Origin of the sequence: Ensifer sesbaniae, assembly GCF_013283665.1 — a bacterium.
Classification (GTDB): domain Bacteria; phylum Pseudomonadota; class Alphaproteobacteria; order Rhizobiales; family Rhizobiaceae; genus Ensifer; species Ensifer sesbaniae.
This window is the reverse complement of the sequence record NZ_JABEKU010000001.1, coordinates 2,081,474-2,097,609: the sequence shown is the minus strand read 5'-3', so window position 1 is coordinate 2,097,609 and position 16,136 is coordinate 2,081,474. Positions and strand designations below refer to the sequence as shown.

The window sequence follows — 16,136 nt, the reverse complement described above, 5'->3', positions numbered from 1 at the left end:
CCGGAGTGGGCAAGTGCTGGCCCAAGATTTGCCGGGCGCCGGTTGCGCCCGCGCCTGCCGCACAGGATCCCCGCCATGGACCTTTCGCTCAACGCGTCGCAAGATCAGGCCGAAACCGCTTTCGATGAGGGCGAGTTCGACGCCGGCACACATCCGCTGTTCAGCCGCATGCCGTCCTCCGTCTCGTTCAACAAGCTGCGCAAGCGGCTCCTTCGCCAGACCCGCCAGGCGCTCGACGATTTCGGCATGCTGAAGGGGGCGAAGCGCTGGCTGATCGGCCTTTCCGGCGGCAAGGACAGCTACAGCCTGCTGGCGCTGTTGATGGACCTGCAATGGCGCGGGCTGCTGCCGGTGGAACTCATCGCCTGCAATCTCGACCAGGGGCAGCCGAACTTCCCGAAGCACATCCTGCCGGAATATCTGCAGTCGATCGGCGTCAAGCATCGCATCGAGTACCGCGACACCTATTCGATCGTGAAGGAGAAGGTGCCGACGGGAGCCACCTACTGTTCGCTCTGTTCGCGGCTGCGCCGCGGCAATCTCTACCGCATCGCTCGGGAGGAGGGTTGCGACGCGCTGGTGCTCGGCCACCACCGCGAGGACATTCTCGAAACCTTCTTCATGAACCTCTTCCACGGCGGGAGGCTCGCCTCGATGCCGGCAAAGCTTCTCAACGACGAGGGCGACCTGATGGTGCTCCGTCCGCTCGCCTATGCGGCCGAGGACGATCTCGCCAAGTTTGCTGCGGCCATGGAGTTCCCGATCATCCCCTGCGATCTCTGCGGCTCGCAGGACGGCCTCGAGCGCAACGCGATGAAGGCGATGCTCTCCGATATCGAGCGGCGCATGCCCGGCCGCAAGGACACGATGCTACGCGCGCTCGGCCACGTGAACCCGTCGCATCTGCTCGATCCCAAGCTGTTCGATTTCCTGTCCCTCGCTCCGGAGCCCAAAGAATGAGCCATTCCGTCGATATCGCCGGCCTTGCCAACCTCATGCAGGAGGCGGCGGTCAAAGAGATCCTGCCGCGGTTCCGCAATCTCGGGGCAGACGACGTCCGGATGAAGACGGAGGCGATCGATCTCGTGACCGAAGGCGACGAGGCCGCGGAGCGGCTGATGAAGTCGCGTATCGAGGAGGTGGCTCCGGGCGCTCTGTTCGTCGGCGAAGAATCGGTTGCGGCCGATCCGGCGCTGCTCGACAAGCTCACCGATGCCGATCTCGCCGTGGTCATCGACCCGATCGACGGCACCTTCAACTTCGCCGCGGGCCTGCCGCTCTTCGGCGTTATGGCAAGCGTCGTCTCGAAGGGTGAGACGGTCGCCGGCATCATCTATGATCCGCTCGGCAACGACTGGGCGATCGCCGAGAAAGGCTCTGGCGCCTGGATGTGCCGTCCGGATGGATCGCAGGAGCGTCTCTCGGTCACGGCCGGCGTGCCGCTCGAAGCCATGGTCGGGGTTGCATCGACAGGCTTCTACAAGCAGGAAGCACGGCGCGAAGTCATGGCCAATATGGCGAAGGTCCGCATGGCCACCAGCTACCGCTGCGCCGCCCACGAGTACCGTATCTTCGCCGCCGGTCACATCCACTTCCTGATGTACCAGAAGCTGATGCCCTGGGATCACCTGGCGGGAACGTTGATCGCGCAGGAGGCCGGTGCCCATGCCGCCCGCTTTGACGGTTCGCCCTACCTGCCGGCGCATCTCAATGGCGGACTGCTGCTCGCGACCGACAAGGAAAGCTGGGAGACGCTTCGCCGCGAGGTCTTCACGGTCTGATTTCGACAGCCGATCCTGAATCAAAAGGCCCGCCCGGGATCGTTCCGGGCGGGCCTTTTCATGTCATGCGGCAACTGAAAGTGACCTTTTGCGCATCTCAAGCGACGCGCGGCGCTGCAGTTACATGTGGCCACCGTGATCCATGGCGACATCCTTGTCGCCGGGATGGGTGAAGAGCTTGCCCTTCTCCGCCCAGAGCGTCGCCAGGATCGTCAGGATGCCAAAGAGGGCGAAACCGCCGAAGAGCGGCTGCAGCGTGCCGTTGAAGAGTTGGCCGACGGCGCCGCCGATCAAAGCTCCGCCCGTGGTGGAGACGAAGCCGGTGATCGCCGTCGCTGTGCCTGCGAGGTGCCCCATCGGTTCCAGGCTGATCGCGGTGAAGTTCGTCGCGATCACCGCAAAGAACATCAGGAGCACCGAGAACATCAGGTAGCTGACGACGAAAGCCGGCGTGCCGGATAGCGACATCACGAAGCCTGCGACCGAGATCAGCGTGAACAGCATCATCGCGACGTGCGAGATGCGGCGCATGCCGAAGCTGCGGACGAAGAAGCCGTTGGCGAAGTTCGCCACCGCAATGCCGCCGGCCGTGCCGGCGAAAGCGATCGGCAGCCAGTCACCGAGGCCGTAGACCTCGCCGAAGATCTGCTGGACCGTGACGATGTAGGCGCAGATGACCGCGGTGAAAAGCGTCATGCCGATCATGTAGCCGCAGGTGATGCGGTTGGTGAGAACGGTCTTGAAACCCGAAGCGACGGCGCCAACGGAGAGCGGCATACGCTCCTCGCGGGGCAGGGACTCCTTCATGCGGGACAGGGCCCAGGCGAACAGGACCGCGCCGATGACGCCGATCAGGATGAAGATCCAGTGCCAGTTGGCATAGAGGATCACGAGCTGGCCGATCGAGGGCGCAACGATCGGCACGATCATGAAGACGATCATTACATAGGACATGACGCGCGCCATCTCGCGGCCGCCGAAGCAGTCGCGCACGATCGCCATGGTGGTGATGCGGATTGCGGCAGCACCGATGCCCTGGATGAAGCGCAGGACAAGCAGCGTCTCGAAGCTTTCGGTGAGGGCAGCCGCAAACATCGACGCGGTGAAGAAGGCAAGGCCGCCGAGCAGCACCTTGCGGCGGCCGAAGGCATCGGAAAGACTGCCGAAGAAGATCTGCGAAATGCCGAAGCCGAGGAAGAAGACACCGATCACCAACTGGCTGTCGTTGGTGCTGGCGACGTTCAAGGACTGGCCAATGGCCGGTAGCGCCGGCAGCATGCTGTCGATGGCGATCGCAACACTCGCCGTCATGACGGCGATGGTGATGATGAATTCGAAGAGGCCCATGTTGAGGCGCTCTGCTCCGGAAACTCCGTCGATATGTTCGGATTGATTGGTGATGGTGGACATTGGGAAACCCGTAAATTCAATCTTGAAAAAGACTGGCCGGCTCGACTGCATGTTTCCTGGAGGCGTCCCCGATAGGGACAAAACATGCAGCATTTCAAAGCGCTACAGCGATCTTTTCGAGTCGATGAGACACGCCTCGCTGTAGCGATCAGCCGGCCGGCTGATGGTGTGGTTTGAAGAGCTTGCCGCCTTCGGCGATGAAAACGAAAACGAGACCGATTACGGCGACGGTGAAGTAGCCGGTTGCAAGAGGTGTCGCGGTTCCATCGAACAACTGGCCGATGACAGCGCCGATCACGCTTCCTCCGATCGTCTGCGTGAAACCGAGTACCGAGGAGGCTGTGCCGGCAACGTGGCCGAGGGGCTCCATGGCCATGGCGTTGAAGTTCGGCGCGATCAGCCCGAACTGGAACATCGTGGCGCAGTAGAGGACCACGAAGACCGGGAAGGGCAGCGGCGCATAGAGCGAGGCCGACATCCAGATGAAGCTCGCCAGCGTGAAGCCGATGAGTGCCGCATGGGACAACGGCCGCATGCCGAAGCGGCGGACGAGGCGGGAATTGGTGAAGGAAGCGACCGCCATCATACTGGCAAATGCCGCGAAGACAAGCGGAAACCACACGCCGAGGTCGTAGACGCCGACGAGCACCTGCTGCGCCGAATTGATGAAGCCGAAAAGCGCGCCGAGAATGACGGAGGTCGCAAGCGTATAGAGCAGCGACAGCCGGTTCGTCAGCACGATACGAAATCCGCTGAGTATGACCGACGGCGTAAAATCGCGGCGATGGGCCGGATCGAGCGTCTCGCCGAGTTTTGAGGAGACGATCGCAATGTTCATCACGGCATAGAGCGCGACGACCACGAAGATCATGTGCCACTCGGTAAGGCTGATGATGAGCTGGCCGATCGAGGGGGCGATGACCGGCACGATCATGAAGACCATCATGACCAGCGACATCACCTCTGCCATCTGCCGGCCGCCATAGACGTCACGGACGATCGAGATGGTGATGACGCGCGTGGCCGCAGCACCGGCGCCCTGTACGAAGCGCAGCGCCAGCAGGAGGCCGAAGCTCGGCACGATTGCGATCGCCAACGCACAGACGGCGTAGAGAATGAGGCCGGCGAGAAGCGACGGCTTGCGCCCGAAGCGATCCGAAAGGGGGCCGAAGAACAGCTGCGCCACGCCCATGCCGAGCAGATAGGCGGTGATGATGTATTGCCGCTCATTTTCAGAGGCAACGCCGAGGCTGGCGCCGATCTCCTGCAGACCGGGCAACATGATGTCGATCGAGATCGCGTTGGTCGCCATCAGCATGGCCATCAGCGCGATGAACTGAGATTTGCTGAGGCCTGGCAGGGCGTCGTCGTTGGTCGTGCTTGTCATTTTCAAAAAGTCCTAACGGCGCACGGGGCGCAAGCGGAACAGGTTGATCCGGAGAGATCCGGAAAAGAAGGTGCCGGTTGGCGTCATGCCGACTGGCTTTTCAAATCTCGAGCGGGGGCAGCCGGGGCGATTTGAAACCGCGCGGACCGGGCCGGCATGAAGCAAGGGAAGCGTCGACGGGCAGGGAACCGGACTTTCCGGCGCCAAAGGGCGAGGCGAGAGCCTCTCGCAGGCAGCTTATGCCGAACGATCGCAACCGATTCATGACAGGCCGGGCCCCGACCCTTCGCTCCACACTCGAACGCTGGAATGCGTTCATGAAGGAAGCACGCTCTGAACGTATCTTGGCGGCACCTGCGCGAACCGCACGCGCAAGGCCTTCAGAAGGACAACGAAAATTAGGCAATCCGGAAGTACGGCCGGAATCAAAAAAGGCGGTTGCCCGCCTTCTCCGATGGATCGGGACGAGGCGTCCTTAGATCAGGCGACGGCGCCCTTGACGGCAATGCCCTGCGCCTCGAGGTGCGACTGCAGCTCGCCGGCCTGGAACATTTCACGCACGATGTCGCAACCGCCGACGAATTCGCCCTTGACGTAGAGCTGCGGGATCGTCGGCCAGTTGGAGTAATCCTTGATGCCCTGGCGCAGGTCCGCATCGGCGAGCACGTTGATGCCCTTGTAGTCGACGCCGATGTAATCGAGAATCTGGACCACCTGACCGGAGAAGCCACACTGCGGGAACTGCGGCGTACCCTTCATGAAGAGTACCACATCGTTCGTCTTGACTTCGTTGTCGATGAATTCGTGAATTCCGCTCATCTTGTCTTCCTTCCTGCGCCGGCTTCAAGGGCCGGATATCGATTGGGTCTTAGATAGCATGCATATCGGTGATTTTCACCACCCAATCGCAACAAATATTGATGGTCCTCAAGATGTGGTTTTATTACCACTACCGCTTCACGCGCCGTACCAGACGCGGAAAGATCGCTGCAGCACCATGATCTGCTGCATGTTTATCCTTAAATCGGCTAGGAATTAAGGAAACATGCAGTCGTCAGGCCGTGCGGCGCCGGGTCTTGCTGCGGGCCGCGGCCGTTCGACGACGGCTGACCTGCTTCTTCGCCGGTTTACGAATGGCCGCCTCGAGGATATCCCCGAGGATACCGCCGCCGGCGGACGAGGTTGTCCGTGCCCGGCGCTTTGTCCGCTTGGTCGAAGTTCGCTTGACGCCGGTCTTCTTGAGGATTTCCTTCAGCGCGCTGTCAACGACGCCGCTGACAAGTTCCTTGATCAGATCAGCCATTCCGGCTCACTCCGGCGCGCTTGTCTGCAGGGCGAGGGCGTGCAGAACACCACCCATGTTGCCCTTGAGCGCATTGTAGACCATCTGGTGCTGCTGCACGCGGGTCTTGCCGCGAAACGCTTCGGCCACGACTTCGGCGGCATAGTGGTCGCCGTCACCGGCCAGATCGCGGATCGTGACCTTGGCACCGGGAATCCCGGCCTTGATCATGTCTTCGATGTCGCCTGGTGTCATGGGCATGATACGCCAACTCCTTGTTTTTCTGCAGTGCCGGCAGCGTCGCCTGCACCGCTCCATACTATCAGGGAACCACGATTCAGGGGCGGAACGCAAATGCTGAATCAGGTGAGCAGCAACGAGGTGTCGACAGCAATCGCCGTTCTGCAAATCTGCAGAGGGTCGCTGCGACAAAGCTGATAGCAGCGAAATGCGGGTTCCTCTCTAATGCGCGACGGGGCGGCAAGACGAGGCGAAAGGCCATTGCCGCCCCGTCATTTCAACAGCGCCCGTGCCGATGTGCCGGGCGCCGGCAGGGAGGTCATATGCCACGAGATCAGGCGAACAGGGCGACGGTCAAAGCCTATGTGCAGGCGATGAATGCGGGGGACATCGAGGCGTTGCGCCCGCTCTTTACCGCCGACGCGGAGATCCAGGGAGTGGTGGGCGCCGGTGCCTTCGATTTTGCGGCACGCGTCTGGCACGACCTTCATCATGGGCTGAACATGAGGCTGGAGGTCCTGTCCATGGTTGCCGACGGCGACACCGTCGTGGTTCGCCTGCGCGAAAGCGGCAAATGGACCGGGCCGTTTCTAGACTTCGAGCAACCGACCGGCCGTTCCTACGAGCTGCAGGCGATCGAATGGTTCGAGCTCGCCGACGGCAAGATCGCCCGGCGTTGGGGCGCACGGGACGGCGGCTCGCAGGCGCGGCAACTGGGCTTTCCAGGCTCGGCGAGCCATTGTCCGGCCGCAACGGAAGATAGGTCAGAAACCGCCTAGGCCCTCGAACCGGTGGCGAACGGCTTCGAAGCGAGCCGTCACCGCTTCGCGGAACAGCCGCACGTGCGGGCTCTCGCGCAGGCTTTCGTGATAGAGGAGCCAGATATCCGAACGGGCCTCGAGTTCGGGAATGGGACAGCGCAGCAAGTCGTCGTCCGCGGAAGCGGCCCAGCACGGAAGCGGGCCAACGGCGACCCCGGAGCGGACCGCCGCGATCAGATTGGGCACGGAATTGCAGTGGATCCCGATCGAGGCGTCAGGTGCCGCTTTCCGCAAGGCGATGAGAGGTCCCAATCCCGCGAGGCCGCCGGTGCCGCCGACGATCTCATGTCGGCCGAGGTCGGTGATGGCGCCGGGCAAGCCGTGGCGCGCGGCGTAGGATTTGGCGCAATGAAGTGCCCACACGCTGGTCGCAAGCCGGCGCCGCACGATGCCCGGCTCTTCCGGGCAGGAGCCGACGCGCAGCGCGACATCCACTTCACCGCGCGACAGATCGAGCCTGCGATCATCGGCGATCAATTCAATGGACAATGACGGGTGCTGGCTGCGCAGTTCGGAGACCAGCGGCGCCACCACGTCGATCGCAAGAATCTCCGTCGTGGTCACACGCACGGTTCCGGCGATCGCCCGGTTCCACCCGCGTGCGGTGTCGGCCAGCGTGCTCGCGCCTTGCTCGACCTGTTCGGCGAGCGCGATGGTCGCTTCCCCGCGCTCCGTCAGGCGATAACCGTTCGGGAGGCGCACGAAGAGGGCAAGGCCGAGACCGCGCTCAAGAGCATCGATCCGGCGAGCGACGGTCGTCTGATTGACCCTGAGGCTACGTGCAGCGGCAAGCGTAGAGCCGGTGCGCGCCACGGCGAGAAAATATTTCAGGTCGTTCCAATCGAACATGGCGCGTCCGGAAAATCATCCGCCGTGATGGCGCTGTTCCTGTCTCAGTTCTCCGGCGCGAGGTCGCCCTGCATGAACTCCGGGAACCAGGCTTCGTGGGCAGCACGCAGATCGGCGACCGGAACCGCCCCGGCGTCGCCGAGCTTGACGGCATCGCCGCCGGTCTTGCCGATGACCGGGAGCGAGACGCCAGCGGCTTTCGCCCGTGCTGCAACCGCGTCGAGCGCGCCGGCAGCAACGGTGACGACGTAACGGCCCTGGTCTTCGCCATAGAAGGTCGCAATCGGGTCGTGACCGGCAACCGTGTCGACGGTAGCGCCAATGCCCGAGGCCATCGCCATTTCGGCGACGGCAAGCGCCAGGCCACCCGACGAGCAGTCGTGCACGGCCGTCGCAAGGCCGTCGACGATCAGGCCGCGGACGAAGTCGCCGACCTTGCGCTCGTGGGCGAGATCGACATGCGGCGCCGGACCGTCGGTGCGGCCATGGATGTCACGCATGTAGACCGACTGGGCGATGTGCGAACCGAGGCCTTCCGGCGCGCCGGCGAGCAGGATCGTCTCGCCTTCCGCCGCGAAGCGGATGCGCGCCATCTTCGACCAGTCCTTGATCAGGCCCACCCCGCCGATCGTCGGGGTCGGCAGGATCGCCTGACCGTTGGTCTCGTTGTAGAGCGAGACGTTGCCGGAGACGATCGGGAAATCGAGCGCCGTGCAGGCTTCGCCGATGCCTTTGATCGCATGGACGAACTGGCTCATGATCTCCGGACGCTCCGGGTTGCCGAAATTGAGGTTGTCGGTGGCCGCCAGCGGTAGCGCGCCGGTTGCCGTCAGGTTGCGCCAGCACTCGGCGACGGCCTGCTTGCCGCCTTCGTAAGGATCCGCCTCGACATAACGCGGCGTCACGTCGGACGAGAAGGCGAGCGCCTTGGAGGCGTGGCCCTCGACGCGGACGACGCCGGCGTCACCGCCGGGAAGCTGCAGCGAGTTGCCCTGGATCAGCGTGTCGTACTGCTCGTAGACCCAGCGGCGCGACGAGTTGTTGGCCGAACCGACGAGCTTGACGAGCGCGTCTGCGACATCGGCAGCCGGGATGTCGTTGGTTGCCAGCGGAGCAGGGGTCTTTGCCGGGGTCCAGGGGCGGTCATATTCCGGTGCCTGATCACCCAGTTCCTTGATCGGCAGATCGGCGACCTGTTCGCCCTGGTGCAGGATGCGGAAGCGTAGGTCGTCGGTGGTCTTGCCGACGATCGCGAAATCGAGGCCCCACTTGACGAAGATCGCCTTGGCAACCTCTTCCTTGGCGGGCTCCAGCACCATGAGCATGCGCTCCTGGCTTTCCGACAGCATCATTTCGTAGGCGGTCATGCGCTCTTCACGCACCGGCACCTTGTCGAGATCGAGCTCGATGCCGAGGTCGCCCTTGGCGCCCATTTCGACCGCCGAGCAGGTAAGGCCGGCTGCACCCATGTCCTGGATGGCGATGACGGCGCCGGTCTGCATCAGTTCGAGGCAGGCTTCGAGCAGGCACTTTTCGGTGAAGGGGTCGCCGACCTGAACGGTCGGGCGCTTCTCTTCGATCGACTCGTCGAACTCGGCGGACGCCATGGTCGCGCCGCCGACACCATCACGGCCGGTCTTGGCGCCGAGATAGACGACCGGAAGGCCGACGCCTTCGGCCTTGGAATAGAAGATAGCGTCGCTCTTGGCGAGGCCGGCGGCAAAGGCGTTGACGAGGATGTTGCCGTTGTAGCGGGCGTCGAACTCGACCTCACCGCCGACGGTCGGAACGCCGAAGGAGTTGCCGTAACCGCCGACGCCGGCAACGACGCCCGAAACCAGGTGGCGGGTCTTCGGATGATCCGGCGAGCCGAAGCGAAGCGCGTTCATCGCCGCAACCGGGCGCGCGCCCATGGTGAAGACGTCGCGCAGGATGCCGCCGACGCCGGTCGCGGCACCCTGGTAGGGCTCGATATAGGATGGGTGGTTGTGGCTCTCCATCTTGAAGACGACGCAGTCGCCGTCATCGATGTCGACGACGCCGGCGTTTTCGCCCGGGCCCTGGATGACGCGCGGTCCCTTGGTCGGCAGCGTGCGCAGCCACTTCTTCGAAGACTTGTAGGAGCAGTGCTCGTTCCACATCGCCGAGAAGATGCCGAGTTCGGTAAAGGTCGGCTCGCGCCCGATCAGGCTCAGGATGCGCTCGTATTCGTCGGGCTTCAGCCCGTGCGATGCGATGAGGTCCGGGGTGATGGGGCGGGTGTTGGAAATCGTCATCGTCGACCGTCAAATCCTTCGGGCGGCGCGCAATTCACTTAAGAGGAATATGGCGCGTGCGAACCGCAACAGAAACAGGGGGCGCTTTGCGGCTTCTTTAGCCTATGCTGCGGCGCGGCGCGACAGAAAAATACGGGCGATCAACAGCGGCTGACGCCCGTGGAGAGAGCTTTCCCGAAGGCTCGTGCGGCGGCCGCCGTCAGAACTTGTAACCGAGCGCGAGGCCGGCGCGTGTCAAGCCATTGTTCGGACCGTCGCACAGATTGGCATGCGAAGCATGTTCCACGGTTGCCGAGACGTTCCAGTGCTCATCGAGACGGACACCGGCAGCGGCGTATTCGCGGAAGAGGAAGCGGCAGCCGAGCTCCGGCCCGGAACCATTCGGATTGTCGAGGTCGCCGTCATGAACCGTACCGCCGGCGCCGAACTCGACGAACAGGCGCTTCGTCATGTCGAAGGTCCAGCTCAAACCGGCATAGGCCTGATTGACGCCGTTGGACGACGTCGCAACCGCTGCGCCCGCATGGATGCGCGGCCGCAGCAGCTTTTCGCCGAGGTCGATCGCCCCATCGGCATCGAGCGGATCGAAATACACGGTGAACGACGGAAACACCCCGTCCTCCTGCTTGTCGCCGGAAGCGATCGACGTCGTGACGCCGAAGCGCATCTCATCGAAAACGCCATCCGCAGCAAAGGCCGGTGCGGCGATGGTCAACGTGGTCGTAGCGAGAAGAAGATAGGCGAGGCGAAGCGACGAGGCGGCGTTGACGGGTAGCGGCATGCGGAATCCTTACGAGCGAATCATGTGCGCAAAACTGCTAAAGTAGTATGTTGCGCAACCTTGCACGAAAGTCACCCCGTCGATTTTCATAGTTACTCGAAACTGTCGTAACCGGCGCGCCCGCTGTCGAGCAGCCGCTTCAGCGTCTGAAAACCTGCGCTCACCTGGGCCCGGTCCGGCGGCGAGGAAAAGCCGATGCGAATCCGATGGAAGACGCGGTCGGTGCGTCCGCCCTTGAACTCGTCCTCGTCATCGACGAGCACGCCTTCCTGCAGTGCCGCTTGCTTGAACGTGCCGGAGAGCCACGGATCCGGCAACTTCATCCAGAGGAACGGAATGCAGGGGTGCGAGGTGAACTCGATGCCCTCGAAGATTTCGCGAGCCATCGCCTCGCGGGCACGCACCTCTTCGATGCCCTTGCTGCGCAGGATTGCAGCCGAGCCGGAAAGCACGAGCCGTGCGCAAAGCTCAGCCAGGATGAACGGCAGGCCGCCGCTCACCATCTTGTGCGCAATGCGGATGCGCTGGCTGAAATGCGGAGGGCAGGCGACCCAGCCGCCGCGAACACCGGCTGCCACCGACTTAGAAAGACCGCCGACCAGGAAGGTGCGTTCCGGCGCAAGCTCAGCCAAGAGCGGCGTCTGATCACCGGTCATCGCACCATAGAGATCGTCCTCCACCAGCCAGACGCCATATTTGCGGGCGATCTCGGCGATCGCCTGGCGGCGGGCAAGCGGCATGACGGCGACGGTCGGGTTCTGTGCGCTCGGCATCAGGAAGGCGAGCTTCGGATGCTGTTGGGCGCAGACGCGCTCGAAATCCTCCGGGATCATGCCGAACTCGTCGGATTCGACCAGCGTCGTGCGGCGGCCGACGAGGCCGGCGCTGCGACTCACCTGCGAATAGGTGAGCGTCTCGAAAGCGATGCGGTCGCCGGGCGCCGTGACCGCAGTGATGACCGCGACGACGGCCGCATGGGCACCGAGCGTCGGCACGATGTTTTCCGGCTTCGGGCGGAAGCCGCCGCGCGCCAGCCACAGGCAACCCGCCTCGAACCAATGGTCCGGAAAGTTGCGTGCGTAGCTTGCAATGTCCGCATGGTGGTCGTGGCTGATTTCGCCAAGCAACTCGCTCAACACCGTGCCTTGGCCGATATCAGGTGCCGCCGTGCTGTCAAATCGCAATTTTCCGGCAGGTGCCACGAGCGGCCGGGTGCCGGCGAGAGAGGTCGTCAGCGGATCCGCCTGTTCCGGCGGGCGGCTCTCGGGATGATCGAGCACATAGGTGCCGCGGCCGACTTCGCCGCTCACCAGTCCGCGTTCGCGCACGATGTTGTAGGCGCGCCCAATCGTACCGATTGTCACGCCGATATCGTAGGCGAGGTTGCGCTGGGGTGGCAATTTGGCGCCGACGGGAAGGGCGCCACTGCCGATTGCCTGTTCGATCTGGTCGGCAATCCGCGCATAGAGCGGACCGTGACCCTGCTGAATGTCCGGGAGCCAATTTGTCATAGTGACAATTCTTTAGGTTACAGCGCGAAATATGTCAATTATCACCAAGACAACGATAGCAATCGCTGCATTGGGGTTATCAATGAGTACAATCGATACAATTTGTTTGTCCCGCCCGGGTGCTAAGTCCGTCGCGTGCAGCAGCGCATTGCTGGGCGGCGATTATTCGCAACAGCGCGAGAGCGTGCTTAGGCGACTTTGGGGTTTTTATTGCGAACTGGCGGCGAAGCGGCGCGGCCGTCTGGCCCTCGGGGAAATGAGCGACTGGCAACTTAAGGATATCGGCGTTTCCGCGAAGGATGCGCGCCGGGAGTCGGCTGTGCCGTTCTGGCGCTGAGAATGTCGACAAAGCTGCGCAACCGTTTTGCGACAACGGCATGCTTTACCTTATTGGGTCGGAAACGACTGACGGACAATACACCAAGGGCCGGCGCCCTCAGGACGGCCGGCCCTTGCATCGATTCGACAATTCGCCTTGGGGCTATTTGCAGCCCTGGCCGCCGGCGGCCCAGCGCTTGATATCGGTGGCCATGCGCGTGCCGACCGGTTCGCTCATCAACGGCCCGAAGGCCTGCAGGCGTGCCGGGTTACCCTCGGCCTGAACAACGGCGAGCGGTCGGGCCTCCGGCGACTTGCGCGGCACGATCAGAACGCGGGGGCGGCCGGAGAAGGAATTGAGCTCGGGCGCCAGGCGATAGGACTTGAACTCCGGATCGCCCGATTTGAACCAGCAGCTGTTGGCACCAAGCGCCACGCGCTCCATCGTCGGCAGCGCGGCCGTATTCGGGCTTGGCGCCGGCGGCTTTGGCGACTGGCAGGCTGCGAGCAGGGTCAGGCCAAGCGTCGCACAGGCGAGGCCGGTCAGGCGTCCAGGGAAGAATGAAGGCATCGACGGTCTCGATCGCATTTGGGGATGGGTCGGAGATGCCTTCTATCAGCCGGATGGTTAAGCGGCGATTACTTCGAGCGCCGATGCGAAGAGACCGCGGCCGTCAGAGCCGCCATGTGCCGCTTCGATCAGGTTTTCCGGATGCGGCATCATGCCGAGCACGTTGCCCCCGGCATTCATCACGCCGGCGATATCGTTCATCGAGCCGTTCGGGTTGGTGCCTTCGGCATAGCGGAACACCACCTGGCCGTTGCCTTCGATCGTCTTCAGCGTCTCGGCGTCGGCAAAATAGTTGCCGTCATGGTGGGCGACCGGCGAGCGGATGATCTGGCCCTTCGAATAGGCGCGGGTGAAGTCGGTCTCGGCATTGACCACTTCGAGCTTGATCTCGCGGCAGACGAACTTGAGCGAGGCGTTGCGCATCAGCGCGCCGGGCAGGAGGCCGGCCTCGACGAGGATCTGGAAGCCGTTGCAGACGCCGAGAACCTTGACGCCCTTTTCCGCCTTGGCCTTGATCGCCTGCATGACCGGCATGCGCGCCGCGATCGCGCCACAGCGCAGATAGTCGCCATAGGAGAAGCCGCCGGGAATGACGATCAGATCGACATCCGGAATGTCGGTCTCCGTCTGCCAGACGGTGACCGGAGCCTTGCCGGAAATCTTGGTGAGGGCCGCGATCATGTCGCGGTCGCGGTTGAGGCCCGGAAGCTGGACGACGGCTGACTTCATATCTCTGTCTCCGTTAGCGGCGAGATGTAATCTGGCTTTACAGTTTCGGTGAGCCATACACCGTTTTCCGACAGGAAGAATACCCCGCCGTCCAAATGCATGTGCTCGGCATCTATTTTCAGTATCGCCGACTGGCCGCGCCGGCGCTTCGCAACGGTTTCCGCTGTCATCCGGTCGGTCGACAGATGCACATGCTGGCGATCCATCTTCAAGAGACCGACATTCAGGATGGCAGTGACCTTGTCCGCCTGGGTGCCGTGATACAGCGCCTTGGGCGGCACCCGAGCCTCAAGCCCGATGTCGATCGTGACGCTGTGGCCCTGGGCCGCTCTTATGCGTTCGCCGGCCAGCGTAAAACGCTGCTTCGGATTTTGCTCGATGATCCGCAGCAAATCCTCGTCGCCGATGCCGAAACGTGCCCTTACGGCTGCAGCCAGATCAGAAAAGGCGACCCAGCCCTGAGCATCGAGTTTCAGGCCGGCTTCCTGCGGCGCATGCCGCAGGATATAGCTCATGAACTTCGATACTGCCGTATCCTGACTTTGCGCCGACATCGGCAGCACCCTCAAGCAGATCAGGCGAACGAGATGCTGTAGTTCTCGATCACCGTGTTGGCGAGCAGCTTTTCGCACATGGCCTTGAGGTCTTCCTCGGCCTTGGCCTTGTCTGCGGATTCGATCTGCAGATCGAAGACCTTGCCCTGGCGGACCTGGCCGATGCCGTCGAAGCCGAGCGCGCCGAGAGCGCCTTCGATTGCCTTGCCCTGCGGATCGAGAACGCCGTTTTTCAGCGTCACGGTTACACGTGCCTTGATCACTTTGATTTTCCCCGAAGTTATTTCACCAGAACCGGACCGGTGCCGCGCACAGGTTCGTTCTCGTTCATGATGCCGAGACGGCGGGCGACTTCCTGGTAGGCCTCGACGAGGCCGCCGAGGTCGCGGCGGAAGCGGTCCTTGTCGAGCTTCTCGCGAGTCTCGATGTCCCAGAGCCGGCAGCTATCCGGCGAGATCTCGTCGGCCAGCACGATACGCATCATGTCGCCCTCGAACAGGCGGCCGCACTCGATCTTGAAATCGACGAGCTGGATGCCGACGCCCAGGAACAGGCCCGAAAGGAAGTCGTTGATGCGGATGGCAAGCGCCATGATGTCGTCGAGTTCCTGGGGGCTTGCCCAGCCGAAGGCGGTGATGTGCTCTTCGGAGACCATCGGATCATCGAGCGCGTCGGCCTTATAGTAGAACTCGATGATCGAGCGGGGCAGGACGGTGCCTTCCTCGATGCCGAGGCGCTTGGCCAGCGAGCCGGCGGCGACGTTGCGCACGACGATTTCGAGCGGGATGATCTCGACTTCCTTGATCAACTGCTCGCGCATATTGAGGCGGCGGATGAAGTGCGTCGGGATGCCGATCTTGTTGAGATGCGTGAAGATGTACTCGGAAATGCGGTTGTTCAGCACGCCCTTGCCGTCGATGACGTCATGTTTTTTCTTGTTGAAGGCGGTCGCGTCGTCCTTGAAGAACTGGATGAGCGTGCCCGGCTCCGGACCCTCATAGAGGATCTTGGCCTTGCCCTCGTAGATACGGCGGCGACGATTCATGGATTCTGTCTCTGTGGTTGTTGGCGCTCTTGGGTCGCGCTCGTGGAATATCTCCCGGGGTCCATAGCTGAAAAGAACGGATTTCACAATCGGCGTATCTTTTCCGTCCCCCTGATTTGCAGAGGGTAGCATGAAAGTCGCGAAACCCGAAAACGACGCAATTCAGTTTGACCTCCATTTTGGTTATGGCGATAACTGTTCAAGGCACCGAATTCTCAAGGAGATCAATCGATGACCACTATCCAGGATCGCGAAAAAGCCTTTGAAGCGAAGTTTGCGCTGGACGAAGAACAGAAGTTCAAAGCTGAGGCGCGCCGCAACAGACTGCTTGGTCTCTGGGCTGCCGGCCTGCTCGGCAAGCCCGATGCCGAAGCCTATGCCGCGGAGGTGGTGACCGCTGACTTCGAGCGTGCCGGTCATGAAGAGATCATCCGCAAGCTCAAGGCGGATTTTGATGCCGCGGGGGTTGCCCAAACGGAAGAGCAAATCCGCAAGCGCATGCTCGAGCTTCTCGCCGAAGCGATCCAGCAGATACAGAACAGCTGATAGACGAGCACGCTCGCGGCGACCGCCCGGCCATC

General features: G+C 62.6%; 20 protein-coding genes. 6 read left to right on the top strand and 14 right to left on the bottom strand.

What is annotated here, in order from left to right:
- Nucleotides 1–75: 75 nt before the first annotated feature.
- A complete protein-coding gene (gene ttcA, locus BHMPCIPO_RS10210; RefSeq protein WP_173516623.1) occupies nt 76–960 on the top strand; it encodes a tRNA 2-thiocytidine(32) synthetase TtcA in 885 nt (294 codons plus the stop codon).
- Nucleotides 957–1,781 (top strand): inositol monophosphatase family protein, encoded by an 825-nt coding sequence (locus BHMPCIPO_RS10205; RefSeq protein WP_173516622.1) that lies wholly within the window; start codon nt 957–959, stop codon nt 1,779–1,781. Before ttcA ends, BHMPCIPO_RS10205 begins: the two co-directional genes overlap by 4 nt.
- A 120-nt stretch (nt 1,782–1,901) precedes the next feature.
- Here BHMPCIPO_RS10205 and BHMPCIPO_RS10200 read toward each other — a convergent pair whose 3' ends face one another.
- The 5 genes from BHMPCIPO_RS10200 to BHMPCIPO_RS10180 all read right to left on the bottom strand — a co-directional run bounded on the left by BHMPCIPO_RS10200 (nt 1,902) and on the right by BHMPCIPO_RS10180 (nt 6,121).
- Nucleotides 1,902–3,191: a multidrug effflux MFS transporter gene (locus BHMPCIPO_RS10200; protein ID WP_173516621.1), complete on the bottom strand. Its 1,290-nt coding sequence runs from the start codon at nt 3,189–3,191 to the stop codon at nt 1,902–1,904.
- 148 nt (nt 3,192–3,339) lie between these two features.
- Nucleotides 3,340–4,578, bottom strand: a complete 1,239-nt coding sequence (locus BHMPCIPO_RS10195; protein ID WP_173516620.1) for a multidrug effflux MFS transporter — start codon at nt 4,576–4,578, stop codon at nt 3,340–3,342.
- A 480-nt stretch (nt 4,579–5,058) separates the two neighbouring features.
- The gene (gene grxD, locus BHMPCIPO_RS10190; protein ID WP_173516619.1) at nt 5,059–5,397 is read right to left on the bottom strand and encodes a Grx4 family monothiol glutaredoxin; all 339 of its coding nucleotides are present in this window, start codon (nt 5,395–5,397) and stop codon (nt 5,059–5,061) included.
- A gap of 235 nt (nt 5,398–5,632) precedes the next feature.
- Nucleotides 5,633–5,881, bottom strand: a complete 249-nt coding sequence (locus BHMPCIPO_RS10185) for a hypothetical protein (RefSeq protein ID WP_173516618.1) — start codon at nt 5,879–5,881, stop codon at nt 5,633–5,635.
- Between the two features lie 6 nt (nt 5,882–5,887).
- The gene (locus BHMPCIPO_RS10180; protein WP_057248940.1) at nt 5,888–6,121 is read right to left on the bottom strand and encodes a BolA family protein; all 234 of its coding nucleotides are present in this window, start codon (nt 6,119–6,121) and stop codon (nt 5,888–5,890) included.
- Between the two features lie 302 nt (nt 6,122–6,423).
- Here BHMPCIPO_RS10180 and BHMPCIPO_RS10175 point away from each other — a divergent pair, with 302 nt between their 5' ends.
- The gene (locus BHMPCIPO_RS10175) at nt 6,424–6,879 is read left to right on the top strand and encodes an ester cyclase (RefSeq protein ID WP_173516617.1); all 456 of its coding nucleotides are present in this window, start codon (nt 6,424–6,426) and stop codon (nt 6,877–6,879) included.
- On the opposite strand, the gene BHMPCIPO_RS10170 is transcribed toward BHMPCIPO_RS10175, so the two are convergent.
- Together BHMPCIPO_RS10170 and purL are read right to left on the bottom strand one after the other, a co-directional pair.
- Entirely contained in the window at nt 6,865–7,770 is a 906-nt protein-coding gene (locus tag BHMPCIPO_RS10170) for a LysR family transcriptional regulator (RefSeq protein ID WP_173516616.1), read from the bottom strand. The genes BHMPCIPO_RS10175 and BHMPCIPO_RS10170 overlap by 15 nt on opposite strands.
- A gap of 44 nt (nt 7,771–7,814) precedes the next feature.
- Nucleotides 7,815–10,046: a phosphoribosylformylglycinamidine synthase subunit PurL gene (purL, locus tag BHMPCIPO_RS10165; RefSeq protein ID WP_173516615.1), complete on the bottom strand. Its 2,232-nt coding sequence runs from the start codon at nt 10,044–10,046 to the stop codon at nt 7,815–7,817.
- Between purL and BHMPCIPO_RS10160 the strand changes: the two genes are divergently transcribed.
- The gene (locus BHMPCIPO_RS10160) at nt 10,033–10,200 is read left to right on the top strand and encodes a hypothetical protein (protein WP_173516614.1); all 168 of its coding nucleotides are present in this window, start codon (nt 10,033–10,035) and stop codon (nt 10,198–10,200) included. The genes purL and BHMPCIPO_RS10160 overlap by 14 nt on opposite strands.
- Before the next feature lie 45 nt (nt 10,201–10,245).
- Here the strand turns inward: BHMPCIPO_RS10160 and BHMPCIPO_RS10155 are convergent, their stop codons facing one another.
- Nucleotides 10,246–10,827, bottom strand: a complete 582-nt coding sequence (locus tag BHMPCIPO_RS10155) for an acyloxyacyl hydrolase (protein ID WP_173516613.1) — start codon at nt 10,825–10,827, stop codon at nt 10,246–10,248.
- Nucleotides 10,828–10,919: 92 nt separating this feature from the next.
- Nucleotides 10,920–12,338, bottom strand: coding sequence for an aminotransferase-like domain-containing protein (locus BHMPCIPO_RS10150; protein ID WP_173516612.1), 1,419 nt, complete (start codon nt 12,336–12,338; stop codon nt 10,920–10,922).
- A gap of 82 nt (nt 12,339–12,420) precedes the next feature.
- On the opposite strand from BHMPCIPO_RS10150, the gene BHMPCIPO_RS10145 reads away from it, so the two are divergent.
- Nucleotides 12,421–12,675, top strand: coding sequence for a DUF1127 domain-containing protein (locus tag BHMPCIPO_RS10145; RefSeq protein WP_173516611.1), 255 nt, complete (start codon nt 12,421–12,423; stop codon nt 12,673–12,675).
- Nucleotides 12,676–12,819: 144 nt separating this feature from the next.
- Here BHMPCIPO_RS10145 and BHMPCIPO_RS10140 read toward each other — a convergent pair whose 3' ends face one another.
- Genes BHMPCIPO_RS10140 through purC form a run of 5 tightly spaced genes read right to left on the bottom strand, consistent with a single transcriptional unit; the run spans nt 12,820 to nt 15,555 of the window.
- Nucleotides 12,820–13,227: a hypothetical protein gene (locus tag BHMPCIPO_RS10140; RefSeq protein WP_173516610.1), complete on the bottom strand. Its 408-nt coding sequence runs from the start codon at nt 13,225–13,227 to the stop codon at nt 12,820–12,822.
- Nucleotides 13,228–13,284: 57 nt separating this feature from the next.
- Nucleotides 13,285–13,956 (bottom strand): phosphoribosylformylglycinamidine synthase subunit PurQ, encoded by a 672-nt coding sequence (gene purQ, locus BHMPCIPO_RS10135; RefSeq protein WP_173516609.1) that lies wholly within the window; start codon nt 13,954–13,956, stop codon nt 13,285–13,287.
- Nucleotides 13,953–14,510 (bottom strand): RNA 2'-phosphotransferase, encoded by a 558-nt coding sequence (locus BHMPCIPO_RS10130; RefSeq protein WP_173516608.1) that lies wholly within the window; start codon nt 14,508–14,510, stop codon nt 13,953–13,955. The genes purQ and BHMPCIPO_RS10130 overlap by 4 nt, the downstream gene beginning before the upstream one ends.
- Nucleotides 14,511–14,530: 20 nt before the next feature.
- Complete coding sequence (purS, locus tag BHMPCIPO_RS10125; protein ID WP_034794427.1) at nt 14,531–14,773, bottom strand: phosphoribosylformylglycinamidine synthase subunit PurS; 243 nt, start codon at nt 14,771–14,773, stop codon at nt 14,531–14,533.
- Nucleotides 14,774–14,790: 17 nt separating this feature from the next.
- Nucleotides 14,791–15,555 (bottom strand): phosphoribosylaminoimidazolesuccinocarboxamide synthase, encoded by a 765-nt coding sequence (purC, locus tag BHMPCIPO_RS10120; RefSeq protein WP_173516607.1) that lies wholly within the window; start codon nt 15,553–15,555, stop codon nt 14,791–14,793.
- A 231-nt stretch (nt 15,556–15,786) separates the two neighbouring features.
- Here purC and BHMPCIPO_RS10115 point away from each other — a divergent pair, with 231 nt between their 5' ends.
- The gene (locus BHMPCIPO_RS10115) at nt 15,787–16,101 is read left to right on the top strand and encodes a DUF1476 domain-containing protein (RefSeq protein WP_173516606.1); all 315 of its coding nucleotides are present in this window, start codon (nt 15,787–15,789) and stop codon (nt 16,099–16,101) included.
- Nucleotides 16,102–16,136: the final 35 nt, after the last annotated feature.

Excerpts from the sequence above, each read along its gene's own strand:
- ttcA (WP_173516623.1), top strand. The coding sequence starts at position 76 with ATGGACCTTTCGCTCAACGCGTCGCAAGATCAGGCCGAAACCGCTTTC.
- BHMPCIPO_RS10205 (WP_173516622.1), top strand. The coding sequence starts at position 957 with ATGAGCCATTCCGTCGATATCGCCGGCCTTGCCAACCTCATGCAGGAG.
- BHMPCIPO_RS10200 (WP_173516621.1), bottom strand. The coding sequence starts at position 3,191 with ATGTCCACCATCACCAATCAATCCGAACATATCGACGGAGTTTCCGGA.
- BHMPCIPO_RS10195 (WP_173516620.1), bottom strand. The coding sequence starts at position 4,578 with ATGACAAGCACGACCAACGACGACGCCCTGCCAGGCCTCAGCAAATCT.
- grxD (WP_173516619.1), bottom strand. The coding sequence starts at position 5,397 with ATGAGCGGAATTCACGAATTCATCGACAACGAAGTCAAGACGAACGAT.
- BHMPCIPO_RS10185 (WP_173516618.1), bottom strand. The coding sequence starts at position 5,881 with ATGGCTGATCTGATCAAGGAACTTGTCAGCGGCGTCGTTGACAGCGCG.
- BHMPCIPO_RS10180 (WP_057248940.1), bottom strand. The coding sequence starts at position 6,121 with ATGCCCATGACACCAGGCGACATCGAAGACATGATCAAGGCCGGGATT.
- BHMPCIPO_RS10175 (WP_173516617.1), top strand. The coding sequence starts at position 6,424 with ATGCCACGAGATCAGGCGAACAGGGCGACGGTCAAAGCCTATGTGCAG.
- BHMPCIPO_RS10170 (WP_173516616.1), bottom strand. The coding sequence starts at position 7,770 with ATGTTCGATTGGAACGACCTGAAATATTTTCTCGCCGTGGCGCGCACC.
- purL (WP_173516615.1), bottom strand. The coding sequence starts at position 10,046 with ATGACGATTTCCAACACCCGCCCCATCACCCCGGACCTCATCGCATCG.
- BHMPCIPO_RS10155 (WP_173516613.1), bottom strand. The coding sequence starts at position 10,827 with ATGCCGCTACCCGTCAACGCCGCCTCGTCGCTTCGCCTCGCCTATCTT.
- BHMPCIPO_RS10150 (WP_173516612.1), bottom strand. The coding sequence starts at position 12,338 with ATGACAAATTGGCTCCCGGACATTCAGCAGGGTCACGGTCCGCTCTAT.
- BHMPCIPO_RS10145 (WP_173516611.1), top strand. The coding sequence starts at position 12,421 with ATGAGTACAATCGATACAATTTGTTTGTCCCGCCCGGGTGCTAAGTCC.
- BHMPCIPO_RS10140 (WP_173516610.1), bottom strand. The coding sequence starts at position 13,227 with ATGCCTTCATTCTTCCCTGGACGCCTGACCGGCCTCGCCTGTGCGACG.
- purQ (WP_173516609.1), bottom strand. The coding sequence starts at position 13,956 with ATGAAGTCAGCCGTCGTCCAGCTTCCGGGCCTCAACCGCGACCGCGAC.
- BHMPCIPO_RS10130 (WP_173516608.1), bottom strand. The coding sequence starts at position 14,510 with ATGTCGGCGCAAAGTCAGGATACGGCAGTATCGAAGTTCATGAGCTAT.
- purC (WP_173516607.1), bottom strand. The coding sequence starts at position 15,555 with ATGAATCGTCGCCGCCGTATCTACGAGGGCAAGGCCAAGATCCTCTAT.
- BHMPCIPO_RS10115 (WP_173516606.1), top strand. The coding sequence starts at position 15,787 with ATGACCACTATCCAGGATCGCGAAAAAGCCTTTGAAGCGAAGTTTGCG.